The following is a 15025-nucleotide window of genomic DNA, read 5'->3' as shown; positions in this document are numbered from 1 at the left end:
CAGATACACCTGTCCCATGCCGCCCGCGCCTGCCCCCGCGCCTGCCGCAGCACCGACCCCGACCGCGCCGGACATACCCGCCGCACCGCACGGAGCCACGCCCGAACCGGTGCAGATGCCTGCCGCACCCGCGACACCCGCCGCGACCAGCACCTCTCCGGCCACCGCCCCGGCCCTGCACGACGCGCCCACCCGGACCACTGACCATGCCGCGCAGAGCCCCGGCGACCCGACTCCGACCCTCTCCCGGCGCAGCGTCCTGCTCGCCGTGACGGGTACGGCGGCCACCGCTGGACTCACCGTCGCGGTCTGGAAGACCACCGACAGGGGTTCCGGGTCCGCCGGCTCGCCCTCCGCCCTCCAGCCATCCGCGCGGAAGCCCACCCGTACCACCGCTCCGCCGGCCCCTCGCAAGCCGGGCCAAAAACTCTGGTCCTTCCAGACCGACGACAAGGTGAAGACGAAGCCGACCATCGCGAACGGCGTCGTCTACTTCGGCAGCAACGACAACAACGTGTACGCGCTGGACGCCGCCACGGGCAAGAAGCGCTGGTCCCTCGACACCGGCAGTGTGGTCTACTCGTCGTCCGTCGTCGTGGGCGATCTCCTCTATGTGGGCACCTACCTCAACGGCCTGTACGCGGTGGATGCCGCAACCGGAAAAAGACGCTGGGTCTTCGGCGACGGATCGATATTCTCGTCGCCGGTCGTGGTCGACGACGTCGTCTACGTCGGAAGCAGTAACGGGCACTTCTACGCGGTGGACGCGGTGACGGGCAAACAGAAATGGAGCTTTCGCTGCCGCAAGAATGGCGATGTGACAGAGGCGCCGGTCGTGGTGAACGGTGTCGTGTACTTCGGCAGTGACGACGATCATCTCTACGCGCTGGACGCCGAGACGGGAAAACGACGTTGGGCCTTCCCCGTGCTCGACGGCGTGAACTCCGCCCCGGTCATGGCCGACGGCCTGGTCTACGTCTCCAGCAGCCGCTTGTACGCGGTGAATGCCGTGACGGGGAAGCAGCGGTGGTCCCGCGCCGGCGCCAAATACAAGAACCCGGTTGCCGGCAACCGCGCTCTCTTGTCGCCGACCGTGGCCGACGGCGTGGTGTATGTCGGCGACAGCATCGAGTACCTGTTCGCGCTGGACGCCGCGACAGGCAGGAAGCGCTGGGCCTTCGAAACCGAAAGCAGTGTCTTCGCCGCCGCGGCCGTGGCGGACGGGGTGGTCTACGTGCCCAGCGCCGACAGCAATCTGTACGCGGTGGACGCGCGGACAGGGAAGAAGCGCTGGGCCTTCCACACGGGCGATGATCTGGAGTCTTCCCCGACGGTGGCGGGCGATGTGCTCTACGTCGGCAGCAACGACCACGCTCTGTACGCCATCCGGATATGAAGCCGACCCCTGTCGGCTCGACTCTGTCGGTGGTCCTGCGAGCTGGTACGTGATAGCAGGTGATGTGTTCTTGCCGGTGGGTGGCATGATCCGGATGTGGCGATCACGGTTGACCGGGTGGTCCTCGCGCAGCAGTCGTCCACAGGGATGTCCCGGCGTCATCTGGCTTGCTTGGCCGAGGAGTTGGCCGTTCCTTGGCGGGCTGTTGTCGAGGGGTGCCGTCACGGAGGACGCGGCGGGGGCAGGGAGCGGGCTGCGGGGGCCGGCGCCCGGCACCGACCGGTCTTCGTCGACCGGCTTGCGGCCACACTGCTTCACCTGCGGCATGGTCTTCCGCACTGGGTGCTCGGGCTGCTTCTCGGCGTCGCTGTGTGAGGCGCCCGGGCCCGAGCTGTACGAGGCCGTATCGGCCGTCCGCCGGCGGTATTGACCGGCTACTCCTCGGGCTCCCAGGCGATCAGCTGCTCGAACACCTGCTGGTCGCCCCCGATCTTCAGGTCGCTCAGCGTGAGACGGCCCCAGACGAAGAGGAGCAGCTGCTCGGCCGTGCCCGTGGCCGAAGCGGAGGCGGGCGCGGCGTCGTCCGTGAGGGGTGCGGGCCAGGCGCCGGTGCCGTCCAGCGCGAGGAGCCAGGAGCGGCCCTCGGTGGCGTGGTAGTGGATGGTGGCGGCCTCGTGCGGCCAGGCCGCCGGGGTGGAGTTGCAGGTGTCGAGGAACTCGGCCACGCCGTCGATCGCGACGTCCGCTGGCATCGGCTGCACGGCGCCTGCGGCGAGCTGGGCGTCGTAGGTGTGCACCAGCAGCTCGTGCACCCGGCGCCGGGCAACGCCCCAGGCATTCGCCGGCGACACGCCGGCGCCCCACCACGTCCAGCACTCGCGCTCCGGGCCGGCCCCGCGCAGCGCACTCAGCAGCAGCTCGTTCGACTCGGCGTACCAGGCCGGCAGCGCCTCGGGCTCGCGCGGCACCTCCGCGGCGCCCTTGGCCGGCGGCGCCTCGGCCGGGCCCGCGGCGACGATCGCGGCCCACCAGCGCTGGCCCGTACCCAGGTGCTGCACCAGATCGAACACCGTCCACTCGGGGCAGGACGGCACCGGCGCGTCAAGGCTGGGCGCGGCGGCAACCGCACTCCGGAACGCGGCCGACCGCTCGTCGATCAGTTGCAGCAGGGCGGAATACTCAAAACTCTCTGTCACGTCGCTTACCTATCACCGCAGATCAGCCGACTGCACCCCATTTTCCAGGCCGTCAGCTGCGGGAGTCAGGGCCTGACCGGCGCGGCCTCCGTCGCCGCGACTGCTGGCACCCGGCCGGGGCCGGAGCGCTCAGCTCCTGACACAGTGGCATCGAAATAGATATGCGAAGAATTCCTTCTTTGTACCCGACCAGTCCTGCGGCGTCACGCCCCGGGCTCGCCCGAAATGACAGGTATGTGACCTGTCGGTACGTTCGCCGCAAGTCGGCCGCCCGGTCGGCGTCTCTGAGACGGAGAGAAGTGACATGTCTTCGCGTACCTTCACTGTGGGTGCGGGCGGCGCACGTCCTGGTGACGGAGGACCTGTCCGCCCCCGGCACCACCCCCGCCGACCGGCCCGGGCCACGGGCAGGAGGACGTCCCGCTCGGCCAGTACCGCCACCGGCTCGCCGACGCGTACCCCGGCCGCGAGCAGACCGTCGGCGACCCGGGCGGCCCGCTCCTCCAGTTCCGCGTAGGTGAGGGTGCCGTCCTCCGCGACGACGGCGGTCCGTCCGGGTACGGAGCGGGCCCGGCGCCGCACCAGTTCGGGAACGGGGTCGCCCGGGTAGGTGCGTACCGGCCCGCGCAGCACCGCCTCCACCGGGTCCGTCAGGAGCAGTTCGCCCACGGGCCGGTCGGGTTCGTCGACCAGGCCGGTCAGCAGCCGCAGGTAGGACTCGCCCAGCCGTCGCGCGGTCGCCGGGTCGAAGCGTTCGCGACGGTACTGGAGCACTCCGCTCAGTGGCCCATCGGCGCCCGCCAGGAAGCAGTGCAGGGCCAGTTCGCTCTTGACGGCGCCGGTCGCGATCTCGGCGAACCGGGTCGTCAGTCCCGGGAAGAGGCCGGTGAGGTCGGGCCGGACGTACAGGTTCGCCATCGTCTCGAAGAGGGGCCCGGTGCCGGAGGCGCGCTCGGGGCGCACCTGGTGCACGACGCGGTCGAACGGGACGTCCGCCCGGGCCAGTGCGTCGAGGACGACGTCGCGCACCTCGGTCAGCAGGTGCCGCCCCGACCACGCCGGTGACAGGACCGTCCGCATCACGACCGTGTTGACGAACGGGCCGACGGCCTGCCCGGCGCGTGCCGTGTGCCGTCCCCCGTCCGGTACTCCCACCGCGATGTCCTCGCTGTCGGACACCCGTGCCAGCAGCGCCTGCCAGCAGGCGAGAAGCACCATGAACAGCGTGACACCGTTGTCGGCGGCCAGGGTTTCGAGTCGTGCCCTGAGCCCGGCGGGGAAGTCGAGGGGGACGCCGTCGCCCGCGTCGGAGGGGAACGGCCGGGCGGGGCGGTCGGCGGGCAGGTCCAGTGCGGTGGGTGCGTCGCGCAACCGTTCCTGCCACCAGTGCAGATGACGGGTGGCCAGGTCCTCGGGGGCGGGTGCGACCACCTCGGAGTACTGCGGGGGCCGGGGTGGCGGCGGCCCCTGCCCCAGTTCGTGGGCGTAGAGCGCGGCCAGGTCGGTGAGCAGGAGGCCGTTGGACCAGGCGTCGGTCGCCATGTGGTGGAGGACCAGCAGGAGGGCGTGCTCCTGCTCGTCGAGGCGGAAGCAGGTGACGCGGAGCGGGCACTCGCGCTCGGGTGCGATCGGCTGCCGTACGTGCTCGTGGACGAGCCGGTCGAGTTCGGCCCCCGGGTCCGCGGCGGCGCCGAGGTCGACGACGTCCAGGGGTACGGCCGAGGCCGGGCGCAGGGCCAGGACGGGGACGGGGCCCGAGGCGTCGACGACACCGCGCAGCACGTCGTGCCGTTCGACGAGCCGGCGCAGGGCGGTCAGGAGGGCCGGGCGGTCCAGCGGGCCGCTCAGCCGCAGCAGGACGGGGACCAGGTAGGCGGGGCTGTCCGGCTGGAGCTGGGAAGCGAGCCACATCGCGTGCTGCGCGGGACCGAGCGGCAGGGGTTCGTCCCCCCGCCGTGCGGCGGCCTGCGGGCGCTGTGCCCTGCGGGCGGACAGCAGGGCGCGCAGCCGGTCCTGGTCGGCCTGTGAGGTCGTGGTCGTCGTATCGCTCATGCCGTCCCCTCCTTCCGGTCCGGTTCCGCCGCGTCCAGGGCGGCCAGTGCCTGTCGTTCGACCTCGGCGGCCAGCTCGCGCAGCACCGGCAGGGCGAAGACCGTGCGCACCGGAACGTCGACGCCGAGCGCGTCCCAGATCTCGGCCGCGACCCGCATCGCGGTGAGCGAGGTCCCCCCGAGGTCGAGGAACGAGTCGGAGGCGGACACGTCCTCCACCGGCAGCAGCTGTTCCCAGACGGTCGCCAGGAACTCCTCGACGACGGTGGGCGGTGCGGCCCTTCGACTCCCGTCCGGACCCGGCAACTCGCCGGAGGAATCCGGGAGTTCGGTGGGTTGGTCTGTGAGTTCGGCCGGTGGGGGCGGGAGGGGCAGGTCGATGGCCGAGCAGGAGCGGTCGGGTGCCGCGGTGCCCCGGGCGAGGACGTGGAGGAGCCCGTCCAGCAGGGCCCCGGCGGCCCGTTCGTCGAAGCATTCGAGGTCGTGGACGAGGTGGATCTCGGTGCCCGACACCGTTGTGTTGACGAGGAAGGTGGCGTCGTCCCGCGCGCTGCCGGTGTCGCGTTCGCCGAGGACCCGCAGGGTCACCGGGCCGGCGTCGACCCGGACCGGTGCCCCCGACGGCCGCATGGAGAGCGAGACCGGGGTCAGGGGCGCGCCGGGGCGCCTCGGGAGCCCCGCTGCCGTGGCCGCCTCGGCGAGTGCGGCGGCGGGGAGCATCGTGTGTGCGAGCGCCCGGTTGCGTGCCAGGGCCGCCCGCGCGGCCACGGTGCGGAAGGTCTCCTCGGGCCTGAAGCCGACCCGGACCGGGGGGACGAAGAGCAGGGGCCCCACGACCCGGTCGAGTTCCGGTACGGGGCGCCGCGCCACCGGCACGGCGACGAGGACGTCGTGCCGTCCGGTCCAGTGCGCGACGAGCACGTCGAGCGCCGCCAGGTACACCGCGAATTCCGAGACGCCCGAGGAGGCCGCCAGGTCCCGTACGGCTTCGGCGGTGCCGGGCGGCAGCCGGCGCACCAGCCGGGCGCCCCGGTGCGCGGGGGTCCCCGCGCGCGGGCGGCGCGCGAGGTCCCACGGGGGCAGTGCCCCCTTGAGTTCCTCGTGCCAGAAGTCGCGGTCGGACCGGGAGGAGAGCGCGAGGGCGTGTTCCTCCCAGCGCGCCACGTCCCCGAGTTGCACGTCCGGCTCCGGTACGGGCCGGCCGTCGAGGGCCGCGGCGAGTTCGTCCAGGACGAGGCTCCCCGACCATCCGTCGAAGGCCAGGTGGTCGACGGCGATCACCAGCCGGGCGCGGTCGGGGGCGGTGCGGACGAGCACGGTGCGCAGCAGCGGGGTGTCCTCGGGCGTGAAGACCTGCCGGGCCGCCGCGTCGACGAGCGCGTCGGCCTCCTCCGCCGTCCGCCGCGTCATGTCGTGTTCGGTGAGGGGGACCGGTGCCGGGGGCAGCACCCGTGCCACCGGGCCGTGCGGGGTTTCCGCCACGACGGTACGCAGCGCCTCGTGCCGCACCACGAGTGCGTCGAGGGCGGCGCGGAGCGCGTCGGTGGTGACGGCGCCGTCGATGCCGAGGACGAACGCCTCCGTGGTGACGCCGGGTACCGGGCTGATCTGCCGGGTCGTCCACAGTTCGCGCTGCATGTCGCTCAGCGGCGACTCGGTGGCGTCCGGCCGCCGGGCCGGCGCGGGCACCGGAGGGGCTTCGTCGATGAGTCCGGCCAGGGCCGCCACGGTCGGCTCGGTGAGGAAGTCCCCCAGGGGGACCACCGCTCCCCATTCGGTACGGACCCTGGCGAGGACCCGCGCGGCGGCCAGGGAGTGCCCGCCCAGGAGGTCGAAGCGGTCGGTGCGGCCCACCGGCCGGTCCGTGCCGAGCACCTCGCCGACGATCGCCGCGAGCCGGGTCTCCGCTCCCGGCCGGGGGCGTTCGCCCGGTTCCGTCGTACCGGCGGGCGGGGTCACGGCGGACAGGGCCTTGCGGTCCACCTTGCCGTTGCTGCTGCGCGGCAGCCGGTCCGTCACCAGGACGCGGGCCGGCACGAGGTAGTGCGGGAGGCGGGTGCGCAGCAGCCGGAGGAGTTCCTCCTCGGTGGGCGCGGGAGCGCTCTCCGGGACGGCCTCCACATGCGCGTGCAGGGTCCGTGTCCCCCCTCGGTCCACGGGGGCGAGGACGACGGCGTGCCGCACGCCCGGGAGCGTCGCGAGGACCGCCTCGATGTCACCGGGTTCGACGCGGAAGCCGCGTACCTTGATCTGCTCGTCGAGGCGTCCGAGGTAGTGCAGCACACCGTTCGTGCGGCGCACGAGGTCGCCGGTGCGGTACCGCCTGCCGCCGGGCGATTCGGGGTCGGTGACGAAGTTCGCCGCCGTCGCCTCCGGGGAGTCCAGGTAGCCGAGGCCGACCAGTGGGCCGGCGACCCACAGTTCGCCGGCGGTGCCGTCCGGCACCGGGCGCTGCCGGGGGTCGCGCACCGAGAGTTCGCAGCCTGCGACGGCCGTGCCTATGGGCGGCGTGCCCGTCTCGTCACGGCCTATCGGGTGGGTGGCGCAGAAGACGGTGCATTCGGTGGGCCCGTAGAGGTTGACGACGGTTTCGACCCCCGGTTGTGCGTAGAGCTGGTCGACGAGGGGGCGGGGCACCGGTTCCGCTCCGGCGTTGACCCGTCGTACGCCCGGTGGCAGCGGGCGTTCCAGCAGTATCGCGAGGCCGGAGGGAGGGGCGCTGATCATGGTGACCTCGTCCCGTGCGGGGAGGTCGGGGAGCGCCAGGATGTCGTCGGCGATGACGACGCTGCCTCCCGCGCACAACGGGCCGAAGATCTGGTGGATGGAGGCGTCGAAGGAGAGCGACGCGGTCGCCAGGCCCACCCGCAGGTGCGCGGGGTCGATCGTCCGGGTCATCCATTCCATCAGGGCGAGTACGGAGGAGTGCCCGATGACGACGCCCTTGGGGGTGCCGGTGGAGCCGGAGGTGAACAGGACGTACGCCTCCTCGCCCGCGGTTCGGGCCGGGGGCGGTGCGGGGCTGTCGTGGACGTCCTGGTGCGGGACGGTGTCGACGATGAGGGGGCGTGCGCCCGCGGCCGCGACGACGGGGGCCAGTTCGGGTGTGGTGAGGACCTCGCCGATGCCGGCGGCATCGACCATGTGGGCCAGCCGGGACGGCGGGAGCGCGGGGTCGAGGGCCACGCAGGAGCGGCCGGCCCGCCACACCCCCAGGAAGGCGGCGACCGTGCGTTCGTCGCGCCCGAGGCAGATTCCGGTTCTGCCCCGTGGGGAGGTCGGGAGGAGTGCGCCGATCCGTGCGGCGAGGGCGAGCAGTTCCCGGTAACTCGTTCTGCGCTCGCCCGCGATCACGGCGGTGGCTTCGGGGTGGTGGGCGGCCCGGCGGGCCACCAGGTCGTGGACCGTCCGGGGAGGGAACTGCTCCTCGGACCGTGGTTGCTGCGGGGAATCGACCTGCATCGGGATGGCTCCAGATCTTCGGGGGCGCCGCGGGACGGGGCACCGTGGCGCGTGGGAACAAACCCCCGTGGGTACGGGGGCGCCTCGGACGGGCTGAAAAGAAAGAGCGGGGCGCGTGGCACCCCGGTGGGGGCCGACCGTCCGGTCAGCGGGTCCTGTCGCGGGACTCGCCCGCGACGGCACGGGTGTCGCGTTCCCGCAGCAGGGCCGCGAGCAGGGGCCGGTCCCCGGGCGCGGCGGTGGGTGCGACGGGCGCGTTCCGCCCGGCACCGAGCCGCTGTTCGGCGCGTGCGCGCAGCCCCGCCCGGTCCAGCTTGCCGCTGCCGGTCCGGGGAATCCCGTCGAGCGTCAGGTAGTGCCCGGGCACGTACGCGGAGGGGAGGGCGGAGGCGATGTGCGCGCGCAGGGCGGCGGAGAGTTCGCGGGGGGAGGTACCTGCCTCGGCCGTGCGGATCCACGCCACGAGTTCGGTGTCTTCCCCGAGCCTCACCGCCACCACCACGGCCTCGTTCACCGAGGGGTGGGAGTGCAGCCGGTGCTCGACCTCCTGCGGCTCGATGCGCTGTCCCCGGATCTTCACCTGGTCGTCGGTCCGTCCCAGGTACTCCAGGTTCCCGTCGATCAGGCGTACCCGGTCGCCGGTCCGGTAGATCCGGTCCACGGACGATCCCGGTGGTGCGGGTACGAAGGCGCGGGCGGTCCGTACGGGATCGTCGAGGTAGCCCAGGGCCAGTGGTGTGCCCCCGATGCACAACTCCCCCTCGTCGCCGTCGAGGACCGGTCCGTCGTCCTGGCCGACCACGAGCAGTACGCAGTTGTCGATCGGGCGGCCGATGAGGACGCGGTCGATCTCCCGCGCCGGGGCCGGGACGGTCCAGTGGCTGACCTCGATGGCCGCTTCGGTGGGGCCGTAGAGGTTGTGCAGGGCGGCGGGGATGGTGTCCACGCACGCACGCGCCACTTCGGCCGGCAGCGCTTCGCCGCTGCAGAAGACGTGCCGGAGAGAGGTGCACCGCGCCGCATCGCGGTGGCGGAGGAACTCGCGGAGCATGGTGGGGACGAAGTGGCAGAGTGTGATGCCCCGTTCGCGGATGGTGCGTGCCACGAGTCCGGGCTCGCGGTGCTCCCCGGGCGGCAGCAGGACGCAGGTGCCGCCGGATATGAGGGGGAGCCACAGCTCCCAGCCGGAAACATCGAAGGTGATGGGGGTCTTCTGCAGGACACGGTCGTCCGGGCCTGCCCCGTAGGCGTCACGCATCCACACCAGCCGGTTGGTGAGGGCTGCGCTCGGCAGCACGACTCCCTTGGGCGTGCCGGTGGATCCCGATGTGAACAGCACGTAGACGGGCTGTGCGTCGGGGACCGGTGGCAGGGGGTCCCATTCCGTCGGTGAAGGGGCCCGGTTCGCCGGTAAGAGGTCCTGCTCCGTCGGTAAAGGAGCCCGGTTCGCCGGTAAGAGATCCTGCTCCGTCGGCAAGGAGTCCCGGTCCGTCGGCAAGAGGTCTTGTTCCGTCGGCGAGGAGTCCCGGTCCGTCGGCGAGGGGGACCGTTCCGTCTCCCCCGCCGCCGGGTCCTCGAAGCGCGCGGGCAGTACGAGCGTGCGCAGCCCCTGTGCGGCCAGTCGGTCCCGTGTGGTGTCGGTGACCAGGGCCAGGGTGCTGCCCGATACGTCGAGTACGCGTCGCAGCCGGTCCGGGGGGTCGTCCGCGTCCAGGGGGAGGTAGGGGCGGCCCGCCTTCAGGACGCCGAGCAGTGCCACGAGCAATGGGACGCTCCGCGGAACGGCCACCGCCACGGGCGGTCCCGGCGGTGTTGTGGCCCGTAACGTACGGGCCGTCTCGTCGGACCACGCTTCGAGTTGCGCGTACGTCAGCCTCTCGTCGCCGCACTCGACGGCGACGGCCGTGGGCCTCGTCCGGGACACTTCCCTGATCAGCCCCGGGAGCCCTGCGGGGATGGAACACACTGTCCGCCGGCCGGACAACTCGGCCATCGACGGGCCCTGTTGGGGGCGCACATCCGCTCCACTCATTTTTGTGACCGTTTCAGCGCGAACTTATGGAGGTGGTGAAACACAACACAAGGTCCCTTGATGCCATGCTGACGCTTCCTTCCCGTCCGGGGAGGAACGCGCGGGTGGGTTCGGGTCTCCCCGGCACGGTCCGTTCGTCAGCGGTCTTCTTCTGTCTCGAATTTCCCGAGATGCTCGGGGTTCCCGGATCTCTCGGGCGATTCGAATAGGGGGGCTTCGGTGGCACCGGAGCCTTTGCGTGAGAGGAGACGGGGGCATCCGCGGTCAGGTTGCACCACCATCCGAAAAAAACTTCCTGGAACGCCGCGCAACCTCATGGCGCGATACCCCGTCCGGACGTGCGGTCATCTGCTCGTGGAATCAAGGCAGTTGATGTGTGACAGTTGGATCGGGGAAGTTGGATCCACCCATCGCGAAGCCGGCCCGGAGTCGCTGCCCGGCCGTCTTCTAGGGTTGTCCGCATGACGATCGACACGGGAGCCTCAGGCTTGCTCTTCGAATCCCTCCGGGCGGATGCCCTCACCGGCCCGGAGCAGCTGCGCGAGCTCTACCCGCAGCCGAACCCGAACTCGCTCCGCAAGGAGACCGATCATCTGACCGAGGAGGCCCGGGCGCTGATCGGCTGTTCCTCCCTGGTGTTCATCGGCAGTGCGGACGCCGGGGGCCGGGCGGACGTGACGCCGCGCGGCGGCCCGGCCGGGTTCGTCTCGGTGCTGGACGGGCGGACCTTGGCGATTCCCGACGCGACCGGCAACAAGCGGCTCGACACCATGCACAACGTGTTGGAGACCGGACACGTCGGCCTGCTCTTCCTCGTCCCCGGCCGTCCGACCACACTGCGGGTCAATGGCCGCGCCTGCGTCTCGGCACGGCCGGAACTGCTCACCCGGCTCACTCCCGTCGGAAAGCCACCGGTCACGGCGCTCGTGGTACAGGTCGAGCAGGTCTATCCGCACTGCCCGAAGTCGCTGATGCGCGCCGACGCCTGGAACCCTGAGCAGTGGGTGTCCCCCGACGCCCAGCCGACCAGCGCCGAGGTGACACTGGCCCAGCTGAACCTGCCGGGGCTGACCGTCGATCAGGTCGAGGAGGCCGAACGGGAATCCCTGCGCCTGCGTTACGAGTGAGTTGGCGGTCGTCCACGGGCGGACCGGATCGGGGAGGCGGCGGTGACGGGCTTCTCCTGGGGCCGTGCCTCACGGAAAGCGGCCGGGGCGGGCGTCGTGCCCGGTCACAGCGACGGCGGCTCGGTTTCGATGTCGATGTCGATGTCGATGTCGATGTCGATGTCGGCCACGGTGGAGACCGGAGTGTGCAGGATGCCGTCGAACGCGTCCAGGACGGGGGTGTGCAGGAAGGTGCTCTGCAGCCGGATGCGGTCGGGACCGGGGACGGGTACGGGGTCGGCGGCCTCCGTGCGCGCCCGGCGGAGGTCGGCGAGGCCGAGTCCGGTACCGGCCGCGGTGAAGGCGGCTTCGATGCTGTTCGGCTCGGGCGGCTGCAGCGCGGTGTGCTCGATGGTGAAGCCGAAGCGCGCCCGCTCGTCGCGGACCATCTCCGCGGTGTGTCCGCCGGAGCTGGTCAGGCCGAGGGCGAAGTAGTCGTCACCGAGGGCATCGTGCAGATACTGCCCCATCGGGAACCCGGTGAGGTGGCCGCCGAAGGAGATCGGCGACTTCTGGATGTGGGCGTTGTGGGCCACCAGCACGACGCGGGCTCCGGGCTCGACGCGCTCCAGGTGCCATCGGACGGACTCGGCCATGTAGACGTCCCGGGCCGAGGTGTCGGCGGTCAATCCGTTCCCGGCGAACAGGCCGGCCATGGCACGGAAGCCGTGGTCGGCCTGGCAGGCGCCCTCGACGCGGCGCAGGGCGATGTCGTAGCCGCGCCGGTCGCCGCGGGCGACGTACAGCGGTTCGACGGCCCGGAACCGGATGAGCAGGCGCGCCAGGGCCGAGGTGAGGGCGTCCTGGTCGGCGACGGGCAGACGGGTCCACGCGGGCGCGGCGGTGGCCGCGGAGGTACCGGCGAACGATTCGGCGATCCGCATCGCCCCCTGGACGAGCGGGAGGGTGTCGGGGTCGATCCGGCGCAGGTAGTCGGCGACCGGGGCCAGGGCGGGCAGCAGGGATCCACCGGCCGCCGGGATGTCGATGCCGGCGAACCGCACGGGTGACGGGGCGGTGCGGTTGTGCCGGCGGATCCAGCGCAGCGGCCCGTCGACGCCCACGGGGACCGCCTCGGCGAGGTGGTCCCTCAGGTCGTCGTCCGTGCCCTCGCCCCGGCCCCAGGCGTCGAGGGCAAAGCCTTCGCTGAAGCCGTGCTCGAAGGCCAGGACGGTGAAGCCGCAGCGTTCGACGAGGAACCGCACGATGCGTCGGCGCAGGCGGATGAACTCGTCGATGAAGTGGGAGTGCTCGCCGATCGCGACGACCCGCGCGTCGCCGACGAGGTCGCGCAGCGGCTCCAGGTCGTCGAGGGGTGCCTCGGGGTCGAGATGGGTGAGTGGGGCGGCATGACCGCCGAGCCATTCGGCGAACGGGTCGGGGTGGGACGTGGCAGACATGCTGGCGACTCGATTCTCGTACCGGGGATGAATCACAACTGGCGGGGTGGGAGTGGGGACATCGTGCGCACGCGGTACGGCAGAACGGGGTGGGTCCGCTCCGCCATGTGCCGGTGAACCGCTCAGCGGTCCCCCAGCAGCCCGGCGTCGTGCGCCAGCACGGCCGCCTGTACGCGATTGGCGCTGCCCGTGCGCGTCAGGATGCGGCTGATGTGCGCCTTGACCGTGCCGGTGCTGATGTACAACTCGTCGGCGATCTCGGGGTTGGACAGGCCCCGGCCGAGCAGGCGCAGCACGTCGCGTTCGGCCGGGGTGAGTTCCTCGGTCCTGCGCAGTGCGTCCTCGGTGTCACGGCCGTGCTGGACGTGGCGTTCGAGGAGTTGGCGGGTGACGCGGGGGGCCAGGACCGGTTCGCCCTTCGCGGCCAGGCGGACGGCGTGGATCAGTTCGTTGGGGCCGGTGTCCTTGAGGAGGTAGCCGGCCGCGCCGGCTCGCAGGGCGCGTGTGACGCTCGCTTCCTCGCCGAAGGCCGTCAGCATCACCACATGCGTGCGGGGTGAGAGGCGGGTGATGTCCTGCGCGGCCGCGATGCCGTCCCGGCCCGGCATCTGGAGGTCGAGGAGCGCGACATCGACCTCCTGGGAACGGCAGGCCGCCGCCGCCTCCCCGCCGTCGGCGGCTTCGGCCACGACCTCGATGTCCTCGGCGTTCTCCAGGATCAGCCGGATGCCCGTACGCATCAGCGCCTCGTCGTCGGCGACCAGAACTCGGATCACCCGCTCATCTTAGAACCGCCATCACCAGCAGTACGACCAGGAAGCCCGCCGTGGGCAGGACCACGGCCACCGCGGCGCAGCCGGCTCCCAGGATCCGCGGCCAGGTCAGTGCCTCGGCCCGCGCCGGGGGATGCGCTCCCCTCCGGTCCTGCCCGGGGGCCGATGTCCCGAACACCGACGGTCCGTGTGCCGGATTCCCGGGCACCGGCGGCCCGTACGCGGGGGTGTCGGCGGAGGGTCGAGGACGTGCGGGCGGGGGGCCGCCGCCCACGTCGTGACGGGGCAGACGGGCCGTCACGGCGAAGCCCCCGTCCGGCAGGGGCCCCGCCGCGAAGGTGCCGCCCAGCATGGAGACCCGCTCGTGCAGACCGGCCAGACCGCTGTGCGTGCCCCCTCGCGAGCAACCGCCCTCGCGCGGAGCCCCGTTCGCCACACCGACCACGAGCTCCGCTCCCTCGGCCCGGACCTCCACCCGTACGGGCGCGCCGGAGGCGTGCTTCAGTACGTTCGTCAGCCCCTCGCGGACCACCCGGTGGACCGCCTGCCGGGTACGGGCGTCGGCCCCGGCCGTCACGGGAAGCGACCACTCCAGCTCCACCGGCCCGCCGCCCGTCTGCCGGGACTGCGCGACCAGCGCGGAGATGTCCTCGTACGTCCCCCGCGCACCCGTGTCCGCGGCGGCGTCCTCGCCCTCGTCGGCGAGGTCCGCGCGCCGGAGCACGCCGAGGATCTCGCGCAGCTCCTCCATCGCCGTACCGGCCGTCGTGCGCAGCAGTTCCGCCTGTCCCGCGAGAGCGGGGGCCTGCCGGCCGGCGGCCAGTTCCAGTGCCCCGGCGTGCACCGAGATCAGGCTCAGCCGGTGGCCGAGGAGGTCGTGCATCTCACCGGCTATCCGGGTCCGCTCCTCCATCCGGGCCGCCGCGGCGGTCAGCGTGCGGGTCTGTTCCAGATAGGCGTTGCGTTCCCGCAACAGGTCGACCAGGGGCCGCCGTCTGCCGAGCAGCGTCCCCGACAGGGCCGGGAGGAGAAGGAGCAGTACCGCGGAGACCGCGTTGCCGGCCAGGTCCGTCGGCAGGGACTCCCAGCGGAAGGGACCGCGTGCGACGGTGAGTGCCCCGGCCACCGCGCAGGCCACCCCCACCACCCGCCACGCACGTCGTGGCGGCGCGATCCGGCGGGTGGCGGACAGCACGATCAGCGGAATCGCCGCCATCGTCCACACGTTGGCGCCCACCAGCAGCGGAGCGGTGCACACCACCGCCGCCACGGGCCGGCCGCGCCGCCCCACCACGAGCAGCGCCGTCCACAACGCCTCCAGCACCGCCAGGACGGGCCGGGCCGGATGCACCACCAGCAGCGGGATCAGTCCGAAGGCCAGCACGAGGACGCCCAGCACGACATCGACGGCGATGCCCGCACGCGCGGCGTCCCGTACCGCCGCCCGGCTCGCGATCACCTCGGCGCGCACCCACCGGACCACGTCGCCCGGCCCCCGCCGTGTGGGCACACGGGCCCGGCCCGCGTTTCCGGGTACCTCGCTCATGGT

9 protein-coding genes are annotated in these 15025 nt (G+C 72.4%); 2 read left to right on the top strand and 7 right to left on the bottom strand.

Annotation, left to right across the window (positions count from 1 at the left end):
- The first annotated feature begins 115 nt into the window (after positions 1 to 115).
- On the top strand, positions 116 to 1396 hold the full coding sequence (locus tag EAO76_RS22370) for a PQQ-binding-like beta-propeller repeat protein (RefSeq protein WP_262375662.1): 1281 nt from the start codon (positions 116 to 118) through the stop codon (positions 1394 to 1396).
- 434 nt (positions 1397 to 1830) lie between these two features.
- Here the strand turns inward: EAO76_RS22370 and EAO76_RS22360 are convergent, their stop codons facing one another.
- The 4 genes from EAO76_RS22360 to EAO76_RS22345 form a co-directional block, all read right to left on the bottom strand.
- Entirely contained in the window at positions 1831 to 2592 is a 762-nt protein-coding gene (locus EAO76_RS22360) for a maleylpyruvate isomerase family mycothiol-dependent enzyme (RefSeq protein WP_148837734.1), read from the bottom strand.
- Between the two features lie 129 nt (positions 2593 to 2721).
- Entirely contained in the window at positions 2722 to 4644 is a 1923-nt protein-coding gene (locus EAO76_RS22355) for a condensation domain-containing protein (protein ID WP_148837733.1), read from the bottom strand.
- Positions 4641 to 8105, bottom strand: coding sequence for a non-ribosomal peptide synthetase (locus tag EAO76_RS22350; RefSeq protein WP_148837732.1), 3465 nt, complete (start codon positions 8103 to 8105; stop codon positions 4641 to 4643). The genes EAO76_RS22355 and EAO76_RS22350 overlap by 4 nt, the downstream gene beginning before the upstream one ends.
- 145 nt (positions 8106 to 8250) lie before the next feature.
- Entirely contained in the window at positions 8251 to 10029 is a 1779-nt protein-coding gene (locus EAO76_RS22345) for an amino acid adenylation domain-containing protein (protein ID WP_187438744.1), read from the bottom strand.
- Positions 10030 to 10598: 569 nt separating this feature from the next.
- On the opposite strand from EAO76_RS22345, the gene EAO76_RS22340 reads away from it, so the two are divergent.
- Positions 10599 to 11264: an MSMEG_1061 family FMN-dependent PPOX-type flavoprotein gene (locus EAO76_RS22340; protein ID WP_148837730.1), complete on the top strand. Its 666-nt coding sequence runs from the start codon at positions 10599 to 10601 to the stop codon at positions 11262 to 11264.
- A gap of 104 nt (positions 11265 to 11368) precedes the next feature.
- Here EAO76_RS22340 and EAO76_RS22335 read toward each other — a convergent pair whose 3' ends face one another.
- The 3 genes from EAO76_RS22335 to EAO76_RS22325 form a co-directional block, all read right to left on the bottom strand.
- On the bottom strand, positions 11369 to 12703 hold the full coding sequence (locus tag EAO76_RS22335; RefSeq protein ID WP_148837729.1) for an erythromycin esterase family protein: 1335 nt from the start codon (positions 12701 to 12703) through the stop codon (positions 11369 to 11371).
- 122 nt (positions 12704 to 12825) lie between these two features.
- Positions 12826 to 13479, bottom strand: a complete 654-nt coding sequence (locus EAO76_RS22330) for a response regulator transcription factor (protein WP_148837728.1) — start codon at positions 13477 to 13479, stop codon at positions 12826 to 12828.
- Positions 13480 to 13483: 4 nt separating this feature from the next.
- Positions 13484 to 15022 (bottom strand): histidine kinase, encoded by a 1539-nt coding sequence (locus EAO76_RS22325; protein WP_262375660.1) that lies wholly within the window; start codon positions 15020 to 15022, stop codon positions 13484 to 13486.
- Between the last annotated feature and the right edge of the window lie 3 nt (positions 15023 to 15025).

The organism is Streptomyces sp. sk2.1 (genome assembly GCF_008120935.1).
In the GTDB taxonomy this organism is placed as follows: Bacteria; Actinomycetota; Actinomycetes; order Streptomycetales; family Streptomycetaceae; genus Streptomyces.
The sequence above is the reverse complement of the archived record's forward strand: the minus strand, read 5'-3'. Positions and strand labels throughout refer to the sequence as shown.

Coding starts and splice junctions, on each gene's coding strand:
- EAO76_RS22370 (WP_262375662.1), top strand. CDS start 116: ATGCCTGCCGCACCCGCGACACCCGCCGCGACCAGCACCTCTCCGGCC.
- EAO76_RS22355 (WP_148837733.1), bottom strand. CDS start 4,644: ATGAGCGATACGACGACCACGACCTCACAGGCCGACCAGGACCGGCTG.
- EAO76_RS22350 (WP_148837732.1), bottom strand. CDS start 8,105: ATGCAGGTCGATTCCCCGCAGCAACCACGGTCCGAGGAGCAGTTCCCT.
- EAO76_RS22340 (WP_148837730.1), top strand. CDS start 10,599: ATGACGATCGACACGGGAGCCTCAGGCTTGCTCTTCGAATCCCTCCGG.
- EAO76_RS22335 (WP_148837729.1), bottom strand. CDS start 12,703: ATGTCTGCCACGTCCCACCCCGACCCGTTCGCCGAATGGCTCGGCGGT.
- EAO76_RS22325 (WP_262375660.1), bottom strand. CDS start 15,022: ATGAGCGAGGTACCCGGAAACGCGGGCCGGGCCCGTGTGCCCACACGG.